General features: G+C 68.9%; 17 protein-coding genes and 1 tRNA gene. 6 read left to right on the forward strand and 12 right to left on the reverse strand.

Annotated elements, in window-relative coordinates; genetic code table 11:
* Nucleotides 1-43: 43 nt before the first annotated feature.
* Nucleotides 44-229, forward strand: a complete 186-nt coding sequence (locus ABD357_RS11510) for a CGNR zinc finger domain-containing protein (RefSeq protein WP_344389524.1) — start codon at nt 44-46, stop codon at nt 227-229.
* Nucleotides 230-245: 16 nt separating this feature from the next.
* On the opposite strand, the gene ABD357_RS11515 is transcribed toward ABD357_RS11510, so the two are convergent.
* The 3 genes from ABD357_RS11515 to ABD357_RS11525 form a co-directional block, all read right to left on the reverse strand.
* Nucleotides 246-755, reverse strand: coding sequence for a winged helix-turn-helix transcriptional regulator (locus ABD357_RS11515; RefSeq protein ID WP_344389525.1), 510 nt, complete (start codon nt 753-755; stop codon nt 246-248).
* A 272-nt stretch (nt 756-1,027) separates the two neighbouring features.
* Nucleotides 1,028-1,639 carry an ATP-dependent DNA ligase gene (locus ABD357_RS11520; protein WP_344389527.1) on the reverse strand — a complete coding sequence of 204 codons (612 nt, stop codon included), beginning with the start codon at nt 1,637-1,639 and terminating at the stop codon, nt 1,028-1,030.
* A gap of 89 nt (nt 1,640-1,728) precedes the next feature.
* A tRNA-Gln gene (locus tag ABD357_RS11525) sits at nt 1,729-1,803 on the reverse strand.
* A 630-nt stretch (nt 1,804-2,433) separates the two neighbouring features.
* Here ABD357_RS11525 and ABD357_RS11530 point away from each other — a divergent pair.
* Nucleotides 2,434-2,895, forward strand: coding sequence for a hypothetical protein (locus ABD357_RS11530; protein WP_344389529.1), 462 nt, complete (start codon nt 2,434-2,436; stop codon nt 2,893-2,895).
* Between the two features lie 275 nt (nt 2,896-3,170).
* Entirely contained in the window at nt 3,171-4,757 is a 1,587-nt protein-coding gene (locus tag ABD357_RS11535) for a S8 family serine peptidase (RefSeq protein ID WP_344389531.1), read from the forward strand.
* Nucleotides 4,758-5,562: 805 nt separating this feature from the next.
* On the opposite strand, the gene ABD357_RS11545 is transcribed toward ABD357_RS11535, so the two are convergent.
* The gene (locus tag ABD357_RS11545) at nt 5,563-6,624 is read right to left on the reverse strand and encodes an alkene reductase (protein ID WP_344389533.1); all 1,062 of its coding nucleotides are present in this window, start codon (nt 6,622-6,624) and stop codon (nt 5,563-5,565) included.
* Between the two features lie 416 nt (nt 6,625-7,040).
* On the opposite strand from ABD357_RS11545, the gene ABD357_RS11550 reads away from it, so the two are divergent.
* On the forward strand, nt 7,041-8,054 hold the full coding sequence (locus ABD357_RS11550) for an NADP-dependent oxidoreductase (RefSeq protein ID WP_344389535.1): 1,014 nt from the start codon (nt 7,041-7,043) through the stop codon (nt 8,052-8,054).
* Between the two features lie 232 nt (nt 8,055-8,286).
* Here ABD357_RS11550 and ABD357_RS11555 read toward each other — a convergent pair whose 3' ends face one another.
* The 8 genes from ABD357_RS11555 to ABD357_RS11590 form a co-directional block, all read right to left on the reverse strand.
* On the reverse strand, nt 8,287-9,297 hold the full coding sequence (locus ABD357_RS11555; protein WP_344389537.1) for an enoyl-CoA hydratase/isomerase family protein: 1,011 nt from the start codon (nt 9,295-9,297) through the stop codon (nt 8,287-8,289).
* 65 nt (nt 9,298-9,362) lie between these two features.
* Complete coding sequence (locus ABD357_RS11560; protein WP_344389539.1) at nt 9,363-9,524, reverse strand: hypothetical protein; 162 nt, start codon at nt 9,522-9,524, stop codon at nt 9,363-9,365.
* Nucleotides 9,525-9,887: 363 nt separating this feature from the next.
* Nucleotides 9,888-10,622, reverse strand: coding sequence for a transposase (locus ABD357_RS11565; RefSeq protein WP_344389541.1), 735 nt, complete (start codon nt 10,620-10,622; stop codon nt 9,888-9,890).
* Between the two features lie 224 nt (nt 10,623-10,846).
* A complete protein-coding gene (locus tag ABD357_RS11570; RefSeq protein WP_344389543.1) occupies nt 10,847-11,428 on the reverse strand; it encodes a TetR/AcrR family transcriptional regulator in 582 nt (193 codons plus the stop codon).
* A gap of 825 nt (nt 11,429-12,253) precedes the next feature.
* Nucleotides 12,254-13,174, reverse strand: coding sequence for a phosphatase PAP2 family protein (locus tag ABD357_RS11575; RefSeq protein ID WP_344389545.1), 921 nt, complete (start codon nt 13,172-13,174; stop codon nt 12,254-12,256).
* A 94-nt stretch (nt 13,175-13,268) separates the two neighbouring features.
* The gene (locus ABD357_RS11580; protein WP_344389547.1) at nt 13,269-14,225 is read right to left on the reverse strand and encodes a hypothetical protein; all 957 of its coding nucleotides are present in this window, start codon (nt 14,223-14,225) and stop codon (nt 13,269-13,271) included.
* Nucleotides 14,222-14,563: a PadR family transcriptional regulator gene (locus ABD357_RS11585; protein ID WP_344389549.1), complete on the reverse strand. Its 342-nt coding sequence runs from the start codon at nt 14,561-14,563 to the stop codon at nt 14,222-14,224. The genes ABD357_RS11580 and ABD357_RS11585 overlap by 4 nt, the downstream gene beginning before the upstream one ends.
* 82 nt (nt 14,564-14,645) lie before the next feature.
* Complete coding sequence (locus tag ABD357_RS11590; RefSeq protein ID WP_344389551.1) at nt 14,646-15,350, reverse strand: DUF6192 family protein; 705 nt, start codon at nt 15,348-15,350, stop codon at nt 14,646-14,648.
* Nucleotides 15,351-15,505: 155 nt separating this feature from the next.
* Between ABD357_RS11590 and ABD357_RS11600 the strand changes: the two genes are divergently transcribed.
* Nucleotides 15,506-15,796 (forward strand): hypothetical protein, encoded by a 291-nt coding sequence (locus ABD357_RS11600; protein ID WP_344389566.1) that lies wholly within the window; start codon nt 15,506-15,508, stop codon nt 15,794-15,796.
* A gap of 988 nt (nt 15,797-16,784) precedes the next feature.
* Nucleotides 16,785-17,411, forward strand: coding sequence for a class I SAM-dependent methyltransferase (locus ABD357_RS11605; RefSeq protein WP_344389564.1), 627 nt, complete (start codon nt 16,785-16,787; stop codon nt 17,409-17,411).
* Nucleotides 17,412-17,673 lie beyond the last annotated feature (262 nt).

Genomic DNA, 17,673 nt, shown 5'->3' on the forward strand with positions numbered 1-17,673 from the left:
CGCCGACCCCACACTGGCGCTCATCGCTCAGGACGCCGCCGACTTGCTTCTGTCCGCCGAGATCCGGCGCGTACGCGTCTGCGCAGCGGAGCGCTGCGCACTGCGCTTCCTGGACCGCTCCCCTGCCCACAACCGCCGCTGGTGCTCCATGTCCCGCTGCGGAAACCGCACCAAGGTCCGCCTCCATCAGGCGCGTACACGACACAACTGCCGGATTACGGAAAGCTGACGGACGAGTCCTCAGTTCACCCGGGCGACCTCATACGAAATGCCGGGCCGGGAACGCTCTCGATGTCTTCCGCCTGCACGGCGTGGCCCCGTCGGCAGCGAATCTGGACGTCGACGTGCGCGCCGCATTCGCGGTGTCGCGCCAGTACCGCCGGCCCCTCCGGGTCGGCGCGGTAACGGTCACCCCACTCCAGCAGCCCCATCACGGCCGGCACCAGATCCATACCCTTAGAGGTGATCACATACTTCGGCCGACTGCGCGAACCGGGTTCCTTGTACGTCTCGGTCGCCAGGATCCCTTCCTCCACCAGCATCCGCAGCCGCGCCGCCAGCAGGTTACGAGGACAGCCCAGGACGCGTTCGAAGTCACTGAACCGGGACGAGCTGTACCACACCTCACGCAGGATCAGGATCGTCCACTTCTCGCCCACGATCTCAAGGGTCCGCGCGATCGAGCAGTTGGACGTGTCCCGGTCGAGTCGGGGGTCCAGGCCGGTGTCCTGAAGAACTTCGGTCCACGCATCCATGGGAGCGATTCTAACCGCGTTTGAGTTTATTTTTAGATACTCAGGTATCGGCACCACGATCGGCCACTCGACCCGGCAGCGCACCCTTCACCGGCGAGGAAGTCACTGCCCATCTGGGCTCGGTGCCCATCTCGGGCCGTAGGTCATTCATTGCCTCCCGGTCCGGAGCCAGCGTTGGACGATCGCCTGGTCGAGTGACACAGGTGCGGGATGCCGGTAGATCTCTCAGGGCCGCGGTTCCGCGACAGCGGACCGTCCAGCCAAGTGGCGGGTCACCTTCGCGACAGATGCTTGATTTTGATCCAGTCGCGGGTGCGACGTCCGGGGAGGTACTGGCTGGCGAGGCGTTTGGCGACGACACCGTCGTATCCCTCGAGGCGGGTCTCTTGAAGGGCCAGCTCGGCGGGTGCGGGCCAGGCCGCGGGCACACTGACGCCTGGGCCGGCCAGGGCGAGGTCGTCGAGGAGGTCGCGGCGGGCGGTGTACGGCAGCTGCACAGTCGGCTCGCCGAGGTAGATGATGTCGTACAACATCAGCTGGACGGGTAGGTCCTCGATGGCGTGACTGACCGCCTCCGGGTGGTGCAGGCTCATGCGCTGCTGCAGGCGTTCCACCGACGGCTGTCCCTCACTGTCCAGGGTGATGATCTCCCCGTCGAGCACCGCCTGAGGCCCGGGCAGCAGTGCTGCCAGTTCCTTCAGTTCGGGGTACTGGGCGGTAACGTCCAACCCGGTCTGGGACAGCAGCCGCAGACTTCCGTCTCCGGGCAGGTGGGCGATGACCCGCGCCCCATTCCAGAGCGTCTCGTATGCGTACTCCGCCTCGATCTCCGGCCTCGGGGCGGGACCGATCACCGGGAGCATGGGCGCCAGCGCTGGAGGCACAGTCCCAGCCTGCACCTGGCGACCTTCTCCGGCCACCCGTCCAATCGTTCCGCCTCGCCGGTGCCTGCCGCGATGGGCGGCACCCGAGCTGGCTGGGATACCAGGACTCGAACCTGAACTAACGGAACCAGAAACCGTCGGGCTGCCAATTACCCCATATCCCATTCGCCCCGAAGACCGTCAGGAGCCAAGCCAGTCGGGGCGTCCCACCACGTTTCACAACGCAGTAGGGCCATGGGCCTAATCTATGCACTCCCCTCCGTGATCCTCGGTGATGTGCTGGGCGTGTCGATCAAGCTTCTTGGTTTTTGCGGGATGGGGGCTTGTCGACGACCAAGTCGGTGTTGGGGAAGATCCAACTTTCATGCCCGACTTGGCAGCGGACACGGCAGGGGGTGTGCCGTTGACACCGAGGATCTCCATCAGGTTGCGCGGTGTTCCGGCGTTCCGACCGTACGGCCAGTGAACGGCAGGACGTCGCCCACCTGTGTCTACGCCCCCTCCCATTCCCGTTCGATTTCTTGGTGTCGCGGGGCGACAAGCAGCGCCTTTCACCCGGACGGGCCAGGCCCCGCCGCGCTCGCCTGAGGCTGGCCGCCAGCAGCCGGGCGACGGGACCTGCCGCGCCACTGGCGGCTCACCGGTCGCCGGATCCGGCCTGGGGGATTCCCCCTCCTGCGCGGCTCGCGATTGCGGTCGGGGCGACGCCGCTTTAGCGTCAGCGCGTCGGAATAATCCGATAAGCCAACATAATCCTTTATGTGGGCTTTCCCATGGCATCGAATGGAGCCTTCATGTCGGTGATGACCGGTACCCAGCCCATGCAGCAGTTCGGGCAGCAGATCGCCGGGCCGCAGCAGCAGCTCGCCCAGGTGGTCCAGCAGACCATCCAGCAGGCCTGCCAGCAGGCGAGCCAGCAGATCGCGCAGCGCATGCAGCAGACGCTGCAGCAGCTCCAGCAGGTCCAGCAGCAGCTGCAGCAGCAGGGCATTCCCCAGCAGCACGCGCACCCCTACCTGGCCGTCGCGCTGCACACGACGCTGGTCCAGGGCGTGCGCAGCGCCGTGGAGCAGTCCGTGCAGCAGGCGCTGCCCACCGCGATCCTGACGCTGGTGCAGCAGAGCCAGCAGGGCCAGCAGGGCCAGCAGGGCCAGCAGCAGTGGGGCGGCGGCTTCGGCCAGCAGTCGTTCGGTCAGCCGCAGCAGCAGCCCGGCTTCGGCTTCGGGCAGATGGGTCAGCCCTTCGGTATCGGCTGACCCCTGGGCGGCGCGCGATGCGGTGTGCCCGGGAGCTGTTCCCGGGCACACCGCCTCACTGTGGAAGCGCGAGCCGCCCGTCGCCATCAGGAGCAAAGGACGACATAGGCGTGGTGAAGGTGGACGCAATGGTCAAGGAAAGGCCCGGAAACAACCGCGAGAGCGGGTCCGAGGGCGCGGGGCCGGGTGGACTGGGACCCGAAGGCAGAGAAACGGCGTCACGCAGGAAAGGCGCCCCGTCTCCGCTCACGGTGCAGCCGCGCCGGGAGCGGTACATGGTGACACCGCTGCCGCAGCACCTGCTCCCACCGGGGGTGCCCGAACTCAGCATGGATGCGGTGTGTGACCGGCTGGAGCGGATGCCCGAGGTCAGGGTGGCCCGCAGGCTCCAGCCGTCGGAGAAGCTCCAATCGGTGGGGCTGTCCCCCTCCTGCCCGGAAATCGCGGTCGTCGAGGCACCCGACGACCAGGTACCGGCGATGCGGTCGCTGCACGTTCACATCGAGCCGGACCTGCCGCTGTCCGCAGCCGGACCCGCCGCCGCGCCGGCCGCGGGGATCACGCTGCGCGATCCCGGGCTGGTCACGCCGCTGGAGCAGCCTGTGGAAATCTCGTTGTGCGTGTGCGGCCCGGACAGCGAACCGCTGGTCGGCGCGGGCGTGTTCCTGATCGGTTCGTCGTGGCCCGGTCAGGGCGTCACCGGAGCCGACGGGGTGGTGACCATCACACTGTCCACGGAGACCGTGGAGTCCATTCAGTCCCTGTACGTACGTCCCAGAGGTGATTACGCCGACCGCTGGATCAGTCGTCCGGACCTGTCGGTGACCGAGCAGAACCTGGTCACTCTCACGCCGCTGGCCAAGGTGTACCCGGGACTCGAGGAGAGACAGCAGTACGGCTGGGGCCAGCAGGCCATGCGGCTGGACCGGCTGCCTCCCACGTTCCGCGCCTTCGGCATCAAGATCGCGATCATCGGTTCGGGCGTCGACGCCGAGCATCCCGACCTGAAGCAGCGAGTGCGGGGCGGCGTCGACCTCGTCCGTCGCACCAAGGAGGGCTGGACCCACGACACAGTGGGCACCGGTACGCACGCGGTGGGCGTCATCGCCGGGGCGGACACCGGCAAGGGCGTTATCGGCACCGCGGTCGACGCCGAGATCGAGGTCTGTAAGGTGCTGCCAGAGGGGTGCTTCAGCGACCTGATCGCCGCCCTGGACCACTGCATCGAACGCGAGGTCGACATCGCGCACGTAGCCGTGGCGACCCCGTACCCGTCGGCGCTGGTCTCCCGCAAACTGGCCGACGCCAACGCGGCGGGTATCGCCTGCGTCGCCCCCGCGGGCGACTCTGGCGGCCCGGTCTGCTTCCCCGGTTCGCTGCCCACCGTGTTCGCTGTGGGTGCGCTCGGAGTCTTCGGGTCCTTCCCGCCGGACACCTCCCAAGCCACCCATGTGGGCCCGCAAATGACCCCAGAAGGACTGTTCGCCGCGCCGTTCAGCTGCTACGGCCCTGGCGTCGACGCGGCCGCTCCCGGCGTGGCGGTCCTGTCATGCTCGCCGCAGGGCGGATACGCGGCCCTCGACGGCACCGGCACGGCCTCGGCCCACGTTGCCGGTCTCGCGGCCCTCGTTCTCGCCCACCACGAGGATTTCCACGGCCAACTGCTGCCCCGCGGACCAGGGCGGGTGCAGCACCTGTTTGACATCATCGCCGCCAGCTGCAGCCAGCTGGCCGCCCCGGGCACTATGGATGCCGCACGCGTCGGGCGCGGCCTGCCCGACGCCCTAGTCGCCCTCGGCCTGGCCCCCGGTGTGCAGCTCGCACCCGCCCTGTCACCCTTCGCCCCGTCCATGACCGGATAAGCCCCTACCCGAGGGAACCACACGGCACGTGCCCCTCGGGGCGCGTGCCGTTCGACTTGCACGCCGACTCGAGTCTCGTGCGCTCACCCGATCAGGAAACCCTGTTCGACCAGACCAGCCCCGTGATCGATACGCGGATGGCATCTCAGGGTGGATTTTCGGGTCAGTTGTGCTGCTCGGCATCCAGCAGTGCCAGGGCGTTGCGGATTCCCTGTTCGAGGAGTTCGTCGGCAAGCTGCCGGTCCGTCAGGGCACGGGAGAGTTGCAGCGTCCCGGCCAACATGCCGAGGAGGCTGAGTGACTTCAGACGCGCCGACGGCGGATCGTGGGGTGCCAGGCGGGCGGCGAAGCCGTCGACGAGGACCAGCGCGCCGTCGGTGTACGCCTGTCTCTGGGATCCGTGGAGCGTCCGATCTCGTCGAGCAGGGCGGCGTTGGGGCAGCCGTCCTCGATGCTGTCGCGCTGCTCGGTGGAAAAGCTGACGCCAGCACGGAGCCCCCGGCGTGACTGTGCAGGAGGACGTAGTCGGTGTTTCCGTCGACGGGTTCGCACCAGATTCCCAGAACGCCACCTGCGTCCACCTCCCGATAGGTGACGCCTTCCGGCTCCCGGGCCGCGAGATGGACTTGCTCCGCCTGGATGCGCGCCGCATCCAACTCGGACTGGGATTCGCCCCTGCGGCCAACCATTCCGCGAATTCGATCGCTTCCGGGCTCAGTTCAACAGCAGCGTGCTCAGACACGTGGTACCTCCATGGGGCCATTTGGCCATACCGGTCCGCCAGGACCGGTATGGCCAGGATTTGTCAGGCGGTGTGGGTGGGGTAGTCGGTGTAACCGGCCTCGCCGCCGCCGTAGAAAGTGGCGGGGTCGGGGGTGTTCAGCGGCGCGCCGGTGCGTACGCGCTCGACCAGGTCGGGGTTGGCGAGTGCCATCACACCGACGGTGACGATGTCGGCCAGGCCGTCTTCGATGTCCTTCGCGCGGGTGGCGATGTCGGTGCCGGCCCGATTGAGAACCAAGGTGTTCGGCCACAGCTTGCGGAGGGTGTGCAGGAGTTCGTCGTCGCCGCAGTTGCCGATGTGCAGGTAGGCGAGGTCGAGCGGGGCGAGGGCGCGCACGAGTGCCGGGTACAGCTCGTGGGTGTCGCTCTCCGCGATGTCGTTGAACGGGTTCCCGGGAGAGATCCGGAAGCCGGTGCAGCCGGCGCCGATCTCCTCGGCCACGGCGGTGGCGACCTCGACGGCGAAGCGGATGCGGTTGTCGATGGAGCCGCCGTAGCGGTCGGTGCGCTGGTTGGTGTTGGTGGCGAGGAACTGATGCACGAGGTAGCCGTTGGCGCCGTGGATCTCGACGCCGTCGGCGCCGGCCGCGATGGCGGCCGCCGCGGCGCGCCGGAAGTCGTCGACCGTGGCGGCGACCTCCTCGGTGGACAGTTCGCGCGGCACCGGCATCTCCTGAGGGCCGGACGGGGTGAACATGTCGCCCGCCGGCTGCACCGGGGAGGGAGCGACCGGCTGCCGGTGGTGGGGGGTGTTGTCGGGGTGGGACATCCGTCCGACGTGCATGAGCTGGATGACGATGCGTCCGTCGACACCGTGCACGGCGTCGGTGACCTTACGCCACCCGGCGATGTGCTCCTCGGAGTAGATGCCGGGGGTGAGCAGGTAGCCCTGTCCGTCGGCGTTGGGCTGGGTGCCCTCGGTGATGATGAGAGCGTGCGAGGCGCGCTGGGCGTAGTACTCGGCGTTCAGCTCGGTGGGTATGCCTTCCGGGGTGGACCGGTCCCGCGTCATGGGGGCCATCGCAAGCCGGTGCGGCAGGGAGATCTCCCCGGCGACGATCGGGTTCCACAGGGCGTTCAACATGGATGTTTCCTCAAGTAAAGGGTGAGAGAGAGCTGCGCGGTGGCGTGCTGCCCCGCGGGTGGCGCGTAGGCGGTGACCCGGCCGGCTGGGCCGGTGACCTTCCACTGGAAGGCAGGCTGCGCGGAGGGCGGTCGACGGTGCGTACGGGATTGCCGCATCCATGACCGCCGCCATTGCAGTGCTGGGCCCCGGCTGTTCGTGTCGCCCCTCGGTGGGCCATGCCGGCGCCCTGAAGAGCCTCGGCCCTCGCATCCATGGGGTGACCCTAACCTCACCTGAGTTTACTTTTCTATACTCAGAAAGTAGCTTCGTGGCCAGCACCTCAACCCGGCCGCACGCGAGAAACGGGCGCGCAGGGAGACCGGCGCGAAGAATCACATCGACCACCGGAGCACCCACCCAGAAAGGCGGCCGGCATGAAGGCATTCGTCGTCGAGAAGTACGGCAAGGACGGCGCACGCGCCGCCGAAGTACCCGAGCCCACCGTCGGAGACCGCGACGTCCTGGTCAGAGTGAGCGCCGCGAGTATCAACCCGCTGGACAAGATGGTCCGCAACGGGGAGTTCAAGCAGCTCCTGAAGTACAAGCTCCCGTTCGTGCTCGGCCACGACGTGGCCGGCGTCGTGACGCGGGTCGGTTCCGCCGTGCACGGCTTCAACGTCGGCGACGAGGTCTACGCCCGTCCGCACGACCTGCGGATCGGAGGCTTCGCGGAGTTCATCGCGATCGACATGGACGATGTCGCGCCCAAGCCGGCCTCACTCACCCTCCAAGAGGCAGCCGCAGTGCCGCTGGTGGCCCTGGCCGCCTGGCAGGTTCTCGTCGACCGTGCCCAGGTGAAGCCAGGTCAGAAGGCGCTCATCCACGCCGGTGCCGGTGGCCTCGGCTCCACAGTCATCCAGCTCGCCAAGCACCTCGGCGCCACAGTGGCGACGACCACGAACACCAAGACCGAGAAGTTGGTCAGGAGCCTCGGCGCCGACGTCGTCGTCGACTACACCAAGGAAGACTTCTCGAAGGTGCTGTCCGGCTACGACCTGGTGCTGGACTCCCTGGGCGGAGCGAACCTCGAGAAGTCGCTGACCGTGCTGAAGCCCGGCGGCCTGGCCATCAGTGTCGTCGGCCCTCCGGACGCCGGCTTCGCCAAGCAGCTCGGCGCCCCCTCCTTCCTGGGTCTGGTCATGAGCACGCTCAGCCGCAAGATCCGCAAGCAGGCGAAGGCGCTGAACGTGCGCTACGAGTTCTTCTTCATGCAGGCCAACGGCTCCCAGCTGCGCAAACTCGGTGCCCTCTACGACAGCGGGAAGCTCCGCCCGGTCATCGACAGCACCTTCCCGTTCGACCGGACGCTCGAGGCGATGGCGCACGTCGAGCAGGGCCGTACCAAGGCCGGCAAGGTCGTGGTCTCGATGGTGCCCGACAACGACTGAGACTCTGCCGGCCACAGACTCTCCGTCCGGCACGGTCTCTGGCGGGGTAATGACGCCATCGGCGATCCAATGGCGAATACGGTCGCGGAGAGCCGCCGCTGTAGGCATCTCGGTGCCATTCCGCACGCCATACGGCTCGTGGCACAGCGCGCTACGCGGCTCTACGCCGCCCCGAGCCGTGGTCAAGCCCCGCACCCATTGCGTGTCGGGAGTGTCATCACGGCAGACACGCTCAGGACGGCAGCGTCCGTCCGCCGAGCGGCGCACGTTGCCAGTTGGGAGTACGGTCCTTGTCGACCAGGGCCGCACGGACGCCCTCCAGGAAGTCCGGCGAGCCGATGGTCGTGCGCGTGAGGGCGAGTTCGGTGCTGAGGCACTCGCGCAACGTGCGCTGCCTGCCCCGGGCCAGCAGGGAGTGAGTGATCTCCAGGCTCTGCGGCGAGGCGGACTCCAGGGCGACCAGCGCGTCTGCCGCCCAGGGGGCGTCGAGATGGCGCAGGCGCTTCTCGATCTCGCCGAGGGTCGGCGCGCCGAACGCCCAGTCCACGTCCCCGCGTACCTCCGCCAGCCTGCTGTCCGCCACCGGGGAGCGGTCGGCGAGGCGGTTCAGGACCACGTCCACCGGGTCGCCGGGGCTGTCGGCCAGGGCATCCCCGACCGCCTCGAGCCCGTCCGCGGGGACGAAGTGCGTGGCCAGCCCCGTGTACAGGGCGTCGGCCGCGTCGAGCCGGTGCCCCGTCAGTCCCAGGTACATGCCGATCGCGCCGGGCAACCGCGGCAGAAAGTAGCTGGCCCCGACGTCCGGGAAGAACCCGATCCCGGTCTCGGGCATCGCCAGCACCGCGCCCTCGGTGACGACGCGGAAGCTGCCGTGGACGGACAGACCGAGGCCGCCGCCCATGCACAGGCCGTCGATGAGCGACACGATCGGCACGGGATACTCGGCGATCCGAGCGTTGAGCCGGTACTCGGAAGCGAAGAACCGCTCACTGGCCTCGGCATCCCCGGCGAGGCTGTGCTCGCGGATCGTGCGGATGTCTCCGCCCGCGCAGAACGCCTTCGTGCTGGTGCTGGCGAGCACCACTGCGGAGAGCGGCATGCGCTCCCACTCAGCGAGCACACGGTCGACGGCGGCGACCATGCCTGTCGTCAGGGCGTTGAGCGCCTTGGGCCGGTTCAAAAGGATGCGGCCGACGCCCCGGTGGACGTCGGCGAGAATCTCGACCGCAGCGGTATCAGTCATCGGTCGTCATCTCGTCTCCGCGCGGGCCTGGCTGTCGTGGCCATCAGTTCCTCACTCGCCGGGTGTCAGGCGTAGATCTGCGCGTAGAGATCCTGGATCTCGTCCACGGTGGGTACGACGGGGTTGTTGGCGGGGGATCCGGACGCGAGCGGTGCCTGTTCGGCCATGAGGGGCAACAGGCGGAACCACTCGTCCTTGTCGATGCCGTGGGCTCTGGGGGTGGGCACCTCAAGATCCTTACACAGGGCTCGGAGCGCCTCCGCGAGCTTATCGGCGGCCAAGGCGTCACGCCGTGTGCAATCAACCACCAATAGCGCACACCCACTGTGCGGAAATGCAGATACGGTCTGGCCATGCGCCCCCACTCCCCCGCGTGCTGGTGAGCGCGCACGATCGTGGAGTCCACCGATACAGCCCAGGCCCCTCATCCACGTCGGCCTGGGCCATCAGCGCGGTGAACACCCGCTCCCAGGTGCCGGGTCAGGGGTTCCAGAAGACGTCATCGTGTCTGATGTCGGTGCTCGTCATGGTTGCGTCTTTCCCTTTCGCGCTGACGGTCTTGCTGGGATGGAGGCCGAACCGGCCGGTCTTCACCAGGCCACCGCGCCGTGACGGTCGCGGAAGGTCCCGGTCGGTCCGTCCACCCCGATGGTGGCGAGTTCGACAATCGCGTCGGTCCCCTCGGTCGCTGTCTGCGGTCCGCTGTGCCCGTTGAAGTCGGCCGCGGTGTAGCCCGGGTCGGCCGCGTTCACTTTCACGTCCAGTTTTGCGGCGGCCTTACGCCCGTGGCGCGGGTTGGGGACGAACTCGCCGTTCGAGTCAGCGAGGAAGTTCGCGATGCCAAGGTCGATACCGACCGCGCTGCTGGTCGCGGGCAGCGGCTCCGGCTGGTCCTGTTCGGCAGTCAGTACGACGAACCACCGACGGCCCTCACAATTGACCGAGACGGTCTTGACCCGGCCGGCCACGGCGCGGTGCTGGTTGACCTTCACATGCCCCACGTCCTGGCGGCGGACGCTGGTGGTCGGGTCGTGCGGGGTGGAGTTCCACCGGCAGCCGTCGCCGTCCTTCGGGAAGTCCACTGTGTCGAACCAGTTCACCCCACGAAAGCGCGGATAGCCGGGCGTGTCACCGGACTTGACCCGGCGGAAGAACGCGGCGAACGCTTTGTCGAGACGGCGCAAGGTGGCCTGCTGCGAGCTGAAGGAACAGCGGCCCTGACGCTCCGGGTCGAACGCCCGGATGTCCTTCAGCTGCGCGGACTGCATCCCGTACCTGACGCTCGTCTTCGAGACGTGCCGGTAGGCGTCGCGCCGTTCCTGCAAGGCCCCGTTGTACGTGGAGAGGACTACATCGAGAACCAGACGCGGCCAACCTGACCGTCACCCCGCAGACGCAGAGAACTCCGGCGCTTCGCGCCTCCGGGCCGAAGATCGCATTCCCGCCCGGCCTGAAGGCCGGGATTCCCTGCCAAGAGCAAGGATGGCAGGGGAATCCGCCTGCGCGACAGAGATTGGCTCCGATCCCACGGATCTCGGCCTCCCGATCGTCACCCTCGCCCTGGCGCCCCCGCGCGCAGCCCGTCCATGACAAGGTCCAGGAGCCGAGCGCTCTGGGCTTGCCAGTCCCCACGGGCATCGATCTGCCAGATGCCGGCGATGGCCAGGACGAAGTCGTCGGCGGTCAGCCCCGGACGGATGGTGCCGGCCTCGTGGTTGGCCGCGACCAAATCTTCGATCGCCGCGACCACCCGCGCGTATCCCGGCTGCGCAGGGCCGTCCGTCGTACCGACGATCTGACGCATCGCGTCCGACAGGCCGGCCTTGGCGACGGCGAAGCGGGCGAGCTGGTCCAGCCATGCACGCAGGGCCTGGTCGGGCGTCCGGGTTTTGAGCAGTTCCGTCGCAGCGTCCGTGAGCAGTCGCACCTCGTGGCCGTAGACCTCCAGGACGAGCGCTTCACGGTTGGGAAAGTTGCGGTAGAACGTGCCCTGCCCAACCCCCGCCTTCTTGGCGATCAGACTCAGCGGGACATCCACAGCACGCGACAACTCGGCCAGCGCCACCTCCAGAATCCGCTCCCGATTGCGCTGTGCGTCCGAGCGCTGAGGCCCGCCGTTCCTGGACTCCACTCCCCCTCCTTCGGGGCCCCCACCAGCACAGCCCCTTGCCAACCGGATAGCTGTCCGGTACGTTCCGGGTAGCGGACATCGGTCCACTTAGGCCCACCATAGCGCCGGCTGCAGTCGAGGCCAGCGACCGGTGACATGCGACCGGCATTCGGTCAGGCCATCAAGGCGCACGGGCCCGGCCCCGACGCCTCGTCAGAATCAAGGAGACCGGCGAGATCGGAATCGTGGGCGCGGCGGCGGTACTCGCCATGCAGTCCGGCACGCCCCGACCCACTTCGACGCCATCCGCCCGTCCGCCCCGATCGTGCCCTGTCTGCGGAGAGCCCAAGCGCTTAAAAGAAGCTGTTTCAGAACCGGTGATCTGTTACGTTCTGTGACGGCTTCAACCCTGCGGTCTTCTGCGGCGCCGGAAACGTACCGATGCGAGGCCGTGGCTGCGTGGCTCGGGGGACCTTGGTGGCGGCGAGTCGTCCAGAAGCGAGCCGTCCGAACGCTGTGAATCAGCCATGCAGCAACTGGCCTGCTTCCAAGAGCAGTTGGAAAGACTCCGCGGCCCTCACTCCTGAGCAACTGGCCGACTTCAGCCCGCAGGAACGCGCTGCCCGCGCGGAGCTTACCGGTGACGCCCTCCATCTCCTGGAGGACGCCGAAGCGGCAATCGTTTCCGGGGAACCGGAGGACGTCGTCTTGGCCCTGGTCAACCCGATCGGTGAACTTGCCGTCCAGCTGCGAGACCTGGTCCTGGCCGAGGTTGTAGTGTCCAGCCTCGCGCCGGGTCGATGGCCGATAGGGTACGCCGGTTCCTGCCTGGAACCGGCCGGATGGTCAGCCCAGTGTGGGGCTTGTGCGGCGTGCGGTGTGTGCGGGCCCCTCCGTCGCGGTGTACCAGAGCAGGGCTGCGCACACGAAGGCCGCGGCGGCGTCGATCAATGAACCCGCGAGGGTGTCGCTCCGTACGCCGGCGGCGAGCGCGACGGCCGCGGACAGTGCCAGGGTGACGGACGGCAGCGCACGGGGGCCCCGCGTGATGTCCGGTGCGGCGGCGGGCAGCAGCCAGGACACGAGGCTGTAGCAGATGCAGGCCAGCAGTGTTGCCCCCAGCACGTCACTGGGCCGGTGGTGACCAAGGGCCTGGACGGCGGCGGCGATGCAGGCCAGCCACAGCACGCCGACCGTGGTGACGTAGGGGCGGATGCGGGGGGACGCGACGAGGATGACGCCGAGGGTCAGCGCGGCGGGGATGGCCGTGTGCCCGCTGGGGAAGCTCCCCTCGATGAGCGTTTCCCGTGCGTTTACCAGGTCCGGGCGGGGCAGGACCGGCTTGAGCACCTGCTTGGCCCCGATCGTGCCCACGACGACCCCGACCGCCGCACACCCCTGCCACCAGCACCTGCGCACCAGGGTCACGACCGCGATGACGGCCAAGCCCACGATCAGGGTCTTGCTGTAGCTGAGTTCCAGCGGTGGCAGGGGTGTCGAGCCGTAGGCCCCTCCCGACCAGGGAAAGATCCATGCCTTCTCCATGTCGGGCACACCGAGATCGAACACGGCGTTCTCCGCCCTTTGCCCGACCGGAGTGCAGACAGCGAGCAGGTAGATCGCCAGGAACCCCAGGGAATACACGAGAGTTGGGGTCCACGGCCGCCGTGTCGTCCGCCAGGGGCCGGGGCCGGCCGGGGCTTGCGAGGTCTGGCCGGGGCCGGTCGGCCGGTGCGTGGGCGGGGTGGAGGAATCGTGCTGGGTCATCGCCTGCTTTCTTCCGTGGGAGCAGTTCGGCCACGCGCCTCTTGTTGCACGCGGTGGGCCGACGGGATCGGCCGGCCCACCGGGGGATCTGCTCCTATTCGAGGAGCGCCCGGTTCTGCCGGCGCTGGGCGGTGATCGCCAGGACCGGGAGGGGTGCGATCAGGAGAAGGAGGACGACCAGGTCCGGCAGGGACTGCATGAACTCTTGCGGCTGGGCGACGATCGCCTGGGTGCGGATGAACGCGACCGCCGCGACGGGGATCAGCCACCGGTAGTCGCCGGTGGCGGACGTCGCCACCCACGCGGCGATCAGCGCGGCGACTTCGAGGGCGAACAGGCCGCGTTGGAAGGCCGGGCTGACGGAAATGATGTGCAGGTCCCCGGCCACGAACAGGGCGAGCACGACGGGGACCAGCCAGCGGTACGAGCGGCGCCGCAGCCGGCCGGGACGGCAAGCCGCCAGCACGGCGCACGCGGTGCACAGTGCCCCGGACAGCACCAGGTCACGGGCCGTTATCGGGGCGCCCAGCCCGTAGTATCCCAGGCCCGCCTTGCCCTCGTCGCCGAAGAACGTAGTGCTGTTGAACGTGGCACCGGCATAGATCATCACCGCTGCGGCCGGCAGTGCGATCCAGGCCCTGCCGCGCAGCAGGGCGATCAGGCAGACCAGCGGAAGCAGCCCGTAGGGCAGCAGCCGCGTACGCGTGGGCCCTGCTGCCCACGGGTACCAGCCGGAGAAGCGGAAGGCGATGGCATGCCGGCCGGGATCGATGTGCAGTGCCCAGTGCCACACATCCTGCAGGTACGGCACCAGCGCCAGCGCGGCGAGGACGAGAGTGGTCAGATGGATGCCGTCCAGCCACCACGGCCGGGCCGTATCGTCGACGACGACACGGGCGCGGGCCTGCACCCCGGCACGCGCCAGAGCGACGACCTCCCGCGGCGGGGGCCAGGAACGGCCGGGATACGCCTCGGACAGACAGGCCAGTAACTCCTTGCCCTGCCGGGACCGGTAGGGCTCGGGGTAGGCCGCGAGCAGCAGACGGTTCATGCCGGGGCCACCCCGGCATCCCGCGAGCGCCCCATGACGACAGCCACCGCCTGCTGCATCCGCAGTGCCTCCCGGGCGAGCGCCTCGGTGCCGTCCTCCGTGAGCCGGTAGTAGCGCCGTGCCCGTCCGTCCACGATCTCCTCGTCGCCGGCGGCCACCAGCCCGGCCCGCTCCAACCGCTCCAGCGCGCCGTAGAGGGTGCCGACAGCGATCCGGAGCCGCCCGTCGGTGGCCTGCTCGGCAGCCTTGATGATGCCGTAACCGTGCAACGGCCCATCCATGAGCGCAGCGAGGATGAAGTATTGAGGTTCCGTCAGGGACGGGCTCTGTCGCGTCATGCGCCGAGCATATATCGGGCTACGAAATATATCTGCCAGCCCTGGGTGAGCACCGGCAGCACCTCCACGCCCGCGGCGAGCGTCACCCTCTCCCGACCGGCGGGCTCACCGCGACCCGGTCCGGGCCGAGCGGAACGCCATTTCCACCGTTGAGGAGCCGACCAGGTCGGCGGCTTCCCCGTGTCGCTGGGACGGGTGTATGCGTTAGGCAACCCTGGCAGACGGCGATCAGGTCGTTGAACTCCATCGACTTCCGCCAGCTGTGGACGATGCGGGCCGGGGCGTCGAACGGCTCGCCCTCTTCGGCGAAGGCTTCCTCGTACTCCTCGTCGAACTCGTCGTCATCGAGCCCGGCCTGCTCGAACTGGGCCTCGTTCACGTTGTCCCGGGCCTCGGCATCGCGCATGGCCTTGAACGCGATCTCCGGCCGGCGCAGGAAGTCGGTGGCCACCTGCGCCGCCACCGCCTCGTCATCGCGCGCCAGTTCACGGATCGCCTCGACCTTCTCCTGGGCGGCGACCGGGACCTGGATCTCTTCGGTCTTCCAGCCCACTAACTTCTTGGCCACCTCTGCACTCCAGCGGCGCCGGCCGGTGCGCTCGCTCAGCGGCGGGTTCCGGATCAGTTCGAACCGGTCCGGCGCGGAGGCCAGGATCCGGTGCACTTCGTAGGAGACTCCCGTCTGGCGGTGTTCGGCGGGCCACTGCGCGGCCACCCACCGGTGCGTGCGGACGGTATAGAAGGACAGCCCGATCTCCTCTGCGTACCGCCGCAGCGAGTCCTCCACACCCTGGTCACCCTCGTCAAGCGGCAGGTGACCGCCGTGCCCGCGAAGCGGCTCCAGCTCCAGAGCCGCGTCCCCGAGCCCGAACTGAAGGGCACGAACACGATGCCGGCCTCCTCGCAGGCGGCCAGCAGTTCCACGTCGTTGCGCTTTGCGGCTTGGAACTCGTTCTGCACTGCCACGACCGGGGCGATCGCGCGGGCCTCCGCGAGATGGTCGGCGTCGAGCTCGACGGCGCGGCGCAGTACGGCACGGCCGGTCTCGGGGTCGCGGGCGGGACCGCCCATCCGCAATCCGGTCAGTGGTCGGGTGCTCGGTATCTGACGTCCTGGCAGCACACCGCCTCGCCGCTGATGGTGGCGCTGGTCCAGGAGGCCGCCGCCGACATCGAGGAGCGGCTGCTCGGCATCGGTTCGGAACGCGAACGGGTGGCACTGCGCGCTTCTTGACGTATCGTCAGATCTTGCCAGGGCGCTGGTCACACTCACCGACGGCTTGCTGCTCGCTGACGCGGCCGCGACGGAGATGCTCGGCCCGGCCGACCACCGGCGGCTGCGGGAACTCGCCGCCGATCCGTCAGGGCTGCGCGAGCAGCGGATGCTCCTCAGCGACGGGCGAACCGCGCAGCTGAGGGGCCGCCAGGTGGAGGGTGATGAGCCCGGCGGACACCCGGCCGCGTATCTCATCGAACTGCGGCTGGTCGCGGAGCGGGAGGAGCCCGGCCAGCACCCCGTGGCCCGTGTGCCGCGGCTGGCAGGCATCAGCGGTTCGAGCCCCGTGTTCCGTGGCGTCGTCAGCCAGTTGATCCGCCACTGCGAGCAGGGACGCTGGACGCTGGTGGAGGGGAAGGCAGGCACCGGCAAGCAGGCGCTGGTCCAGGCCGTGCACCGGCATGTGGCGCCCACGGCGCCGATCGGCGTGCACGATGCGGCGGACGCGAGGGGCGGCGCGGCGCCATGGCTGCAGGCCGTCTTCCACGATCTCGCCGAGGACCGCGGCACGGTGGTGCTCCGGCATCTCGATCTGCTGTCCGCGCACGTGCTCGGGCAACTCGACGGGGTGCTGCGCACCACGGCCGGGCGCTCCGGCTGGGTGGCCGCGCTGCTCACCCATGACCGGCCCAGGCTGCCCGGCGCGGGCGCCGAAGCGCTGCCGGATGCCGACGGCGTGGTCGCGTCCCGGCAGGCGGATCCCGTCGCCGCGGTGCGGGCGCGGTTCGGGTCCGAGGTCACCGTCCCGCCGCTGCGACACCGTACGGCCGGCATCCACGCGCTCGTGACCTGCCTGGCCGTGGTGATCCGGTCCGGCGACTGCTCGCTGAGACGAGCCGCGCCCGCGTACCTTCGTAGCAGGCTCCGAGGTCTTTACCCACCCACGATCAAGCGCGATGGCAGCGTCCTCGCCTCTGCTACCGAGGCTGACCGGAAGGCACAGAACATGAGCAGGCACCGTGACCGCTGGGCGGAACTGACAGGCGGACAAGCCGGAGAGAAGTACGCCCAGCGTTTCGCGCGGCTCGCCGAATCGGGCCATGACATCCACGGCGAGGCCGTCTTCTGCGCCGCACTGCTGAAGCCCGCCGCCCGGATCCTCGACGCCGGCTGCGGCACCGGCCGGGTCGCGATCCGGCTCGCTGAGCTGGGCCACCACTGCACCGGCGTGGACACCGACCTTTCCATGCTCGCTGTCGCCCGCGGTGACGCCCCCGCGCTGGAATGGCTCCACGGCGACCTGGCGCACCTGGATGCCCTCGGCCTGGAACCGGGCTTCGACCTGGTGGTTGCCGCCGGGAACGTCATCCCCCTGCTGGCCTCCGGCACCGAATCAGCCGTCGTACAGCAACTGGCTGCCGTCCTGCGTCCCGGCGGACTGCTGGTCACGGGCATGGGGCTGGACGCGGCACACCTGCCGCTGCCGGAACCTCCAGTGACTCTGACGGAGTTCGATCACTGGTGCACCCAGGCCGGACTGATCCTTCGCCGGCGCTACGCCACCTGGAGCGGAGATCCCTACTCTCAAGGCGGCGGCTATGCCGTCAGCGTGCACTCCCGCCCCACCACCTGAATCCGCGCCCCAGTCACCAGCACACGCTCTACCTGCTGCTACGCGCCAAATCACCGGCATTGCAGGTCAGCGACTCAGCGCACCTTCGGTGCGCGCCGGGGGCGTGGTAAATGCCGTGGCGCGCGCCGGTGGTGCTTCCGTCTGCCCTGACGTGGCCGATGTCGGTCCGGGACGCTGGAGAGGTTCGTTCCGGCCGAAACCGAGGCTTCTGTGATGCCGGTGAGCTCGCAGGTCAGCATGGTGCTGGGGGCCGTCCACGGGC

This window comes from Streptomyces vastus (assembly GCF_039532825.1).
Taxonomy (GTDB): domain Bacteria; phylum Actinomycetota; class Actinomycetes; order Streptomycetales; family Streptomycetaceae; genus Streptomyces; species Streptomyces vastus.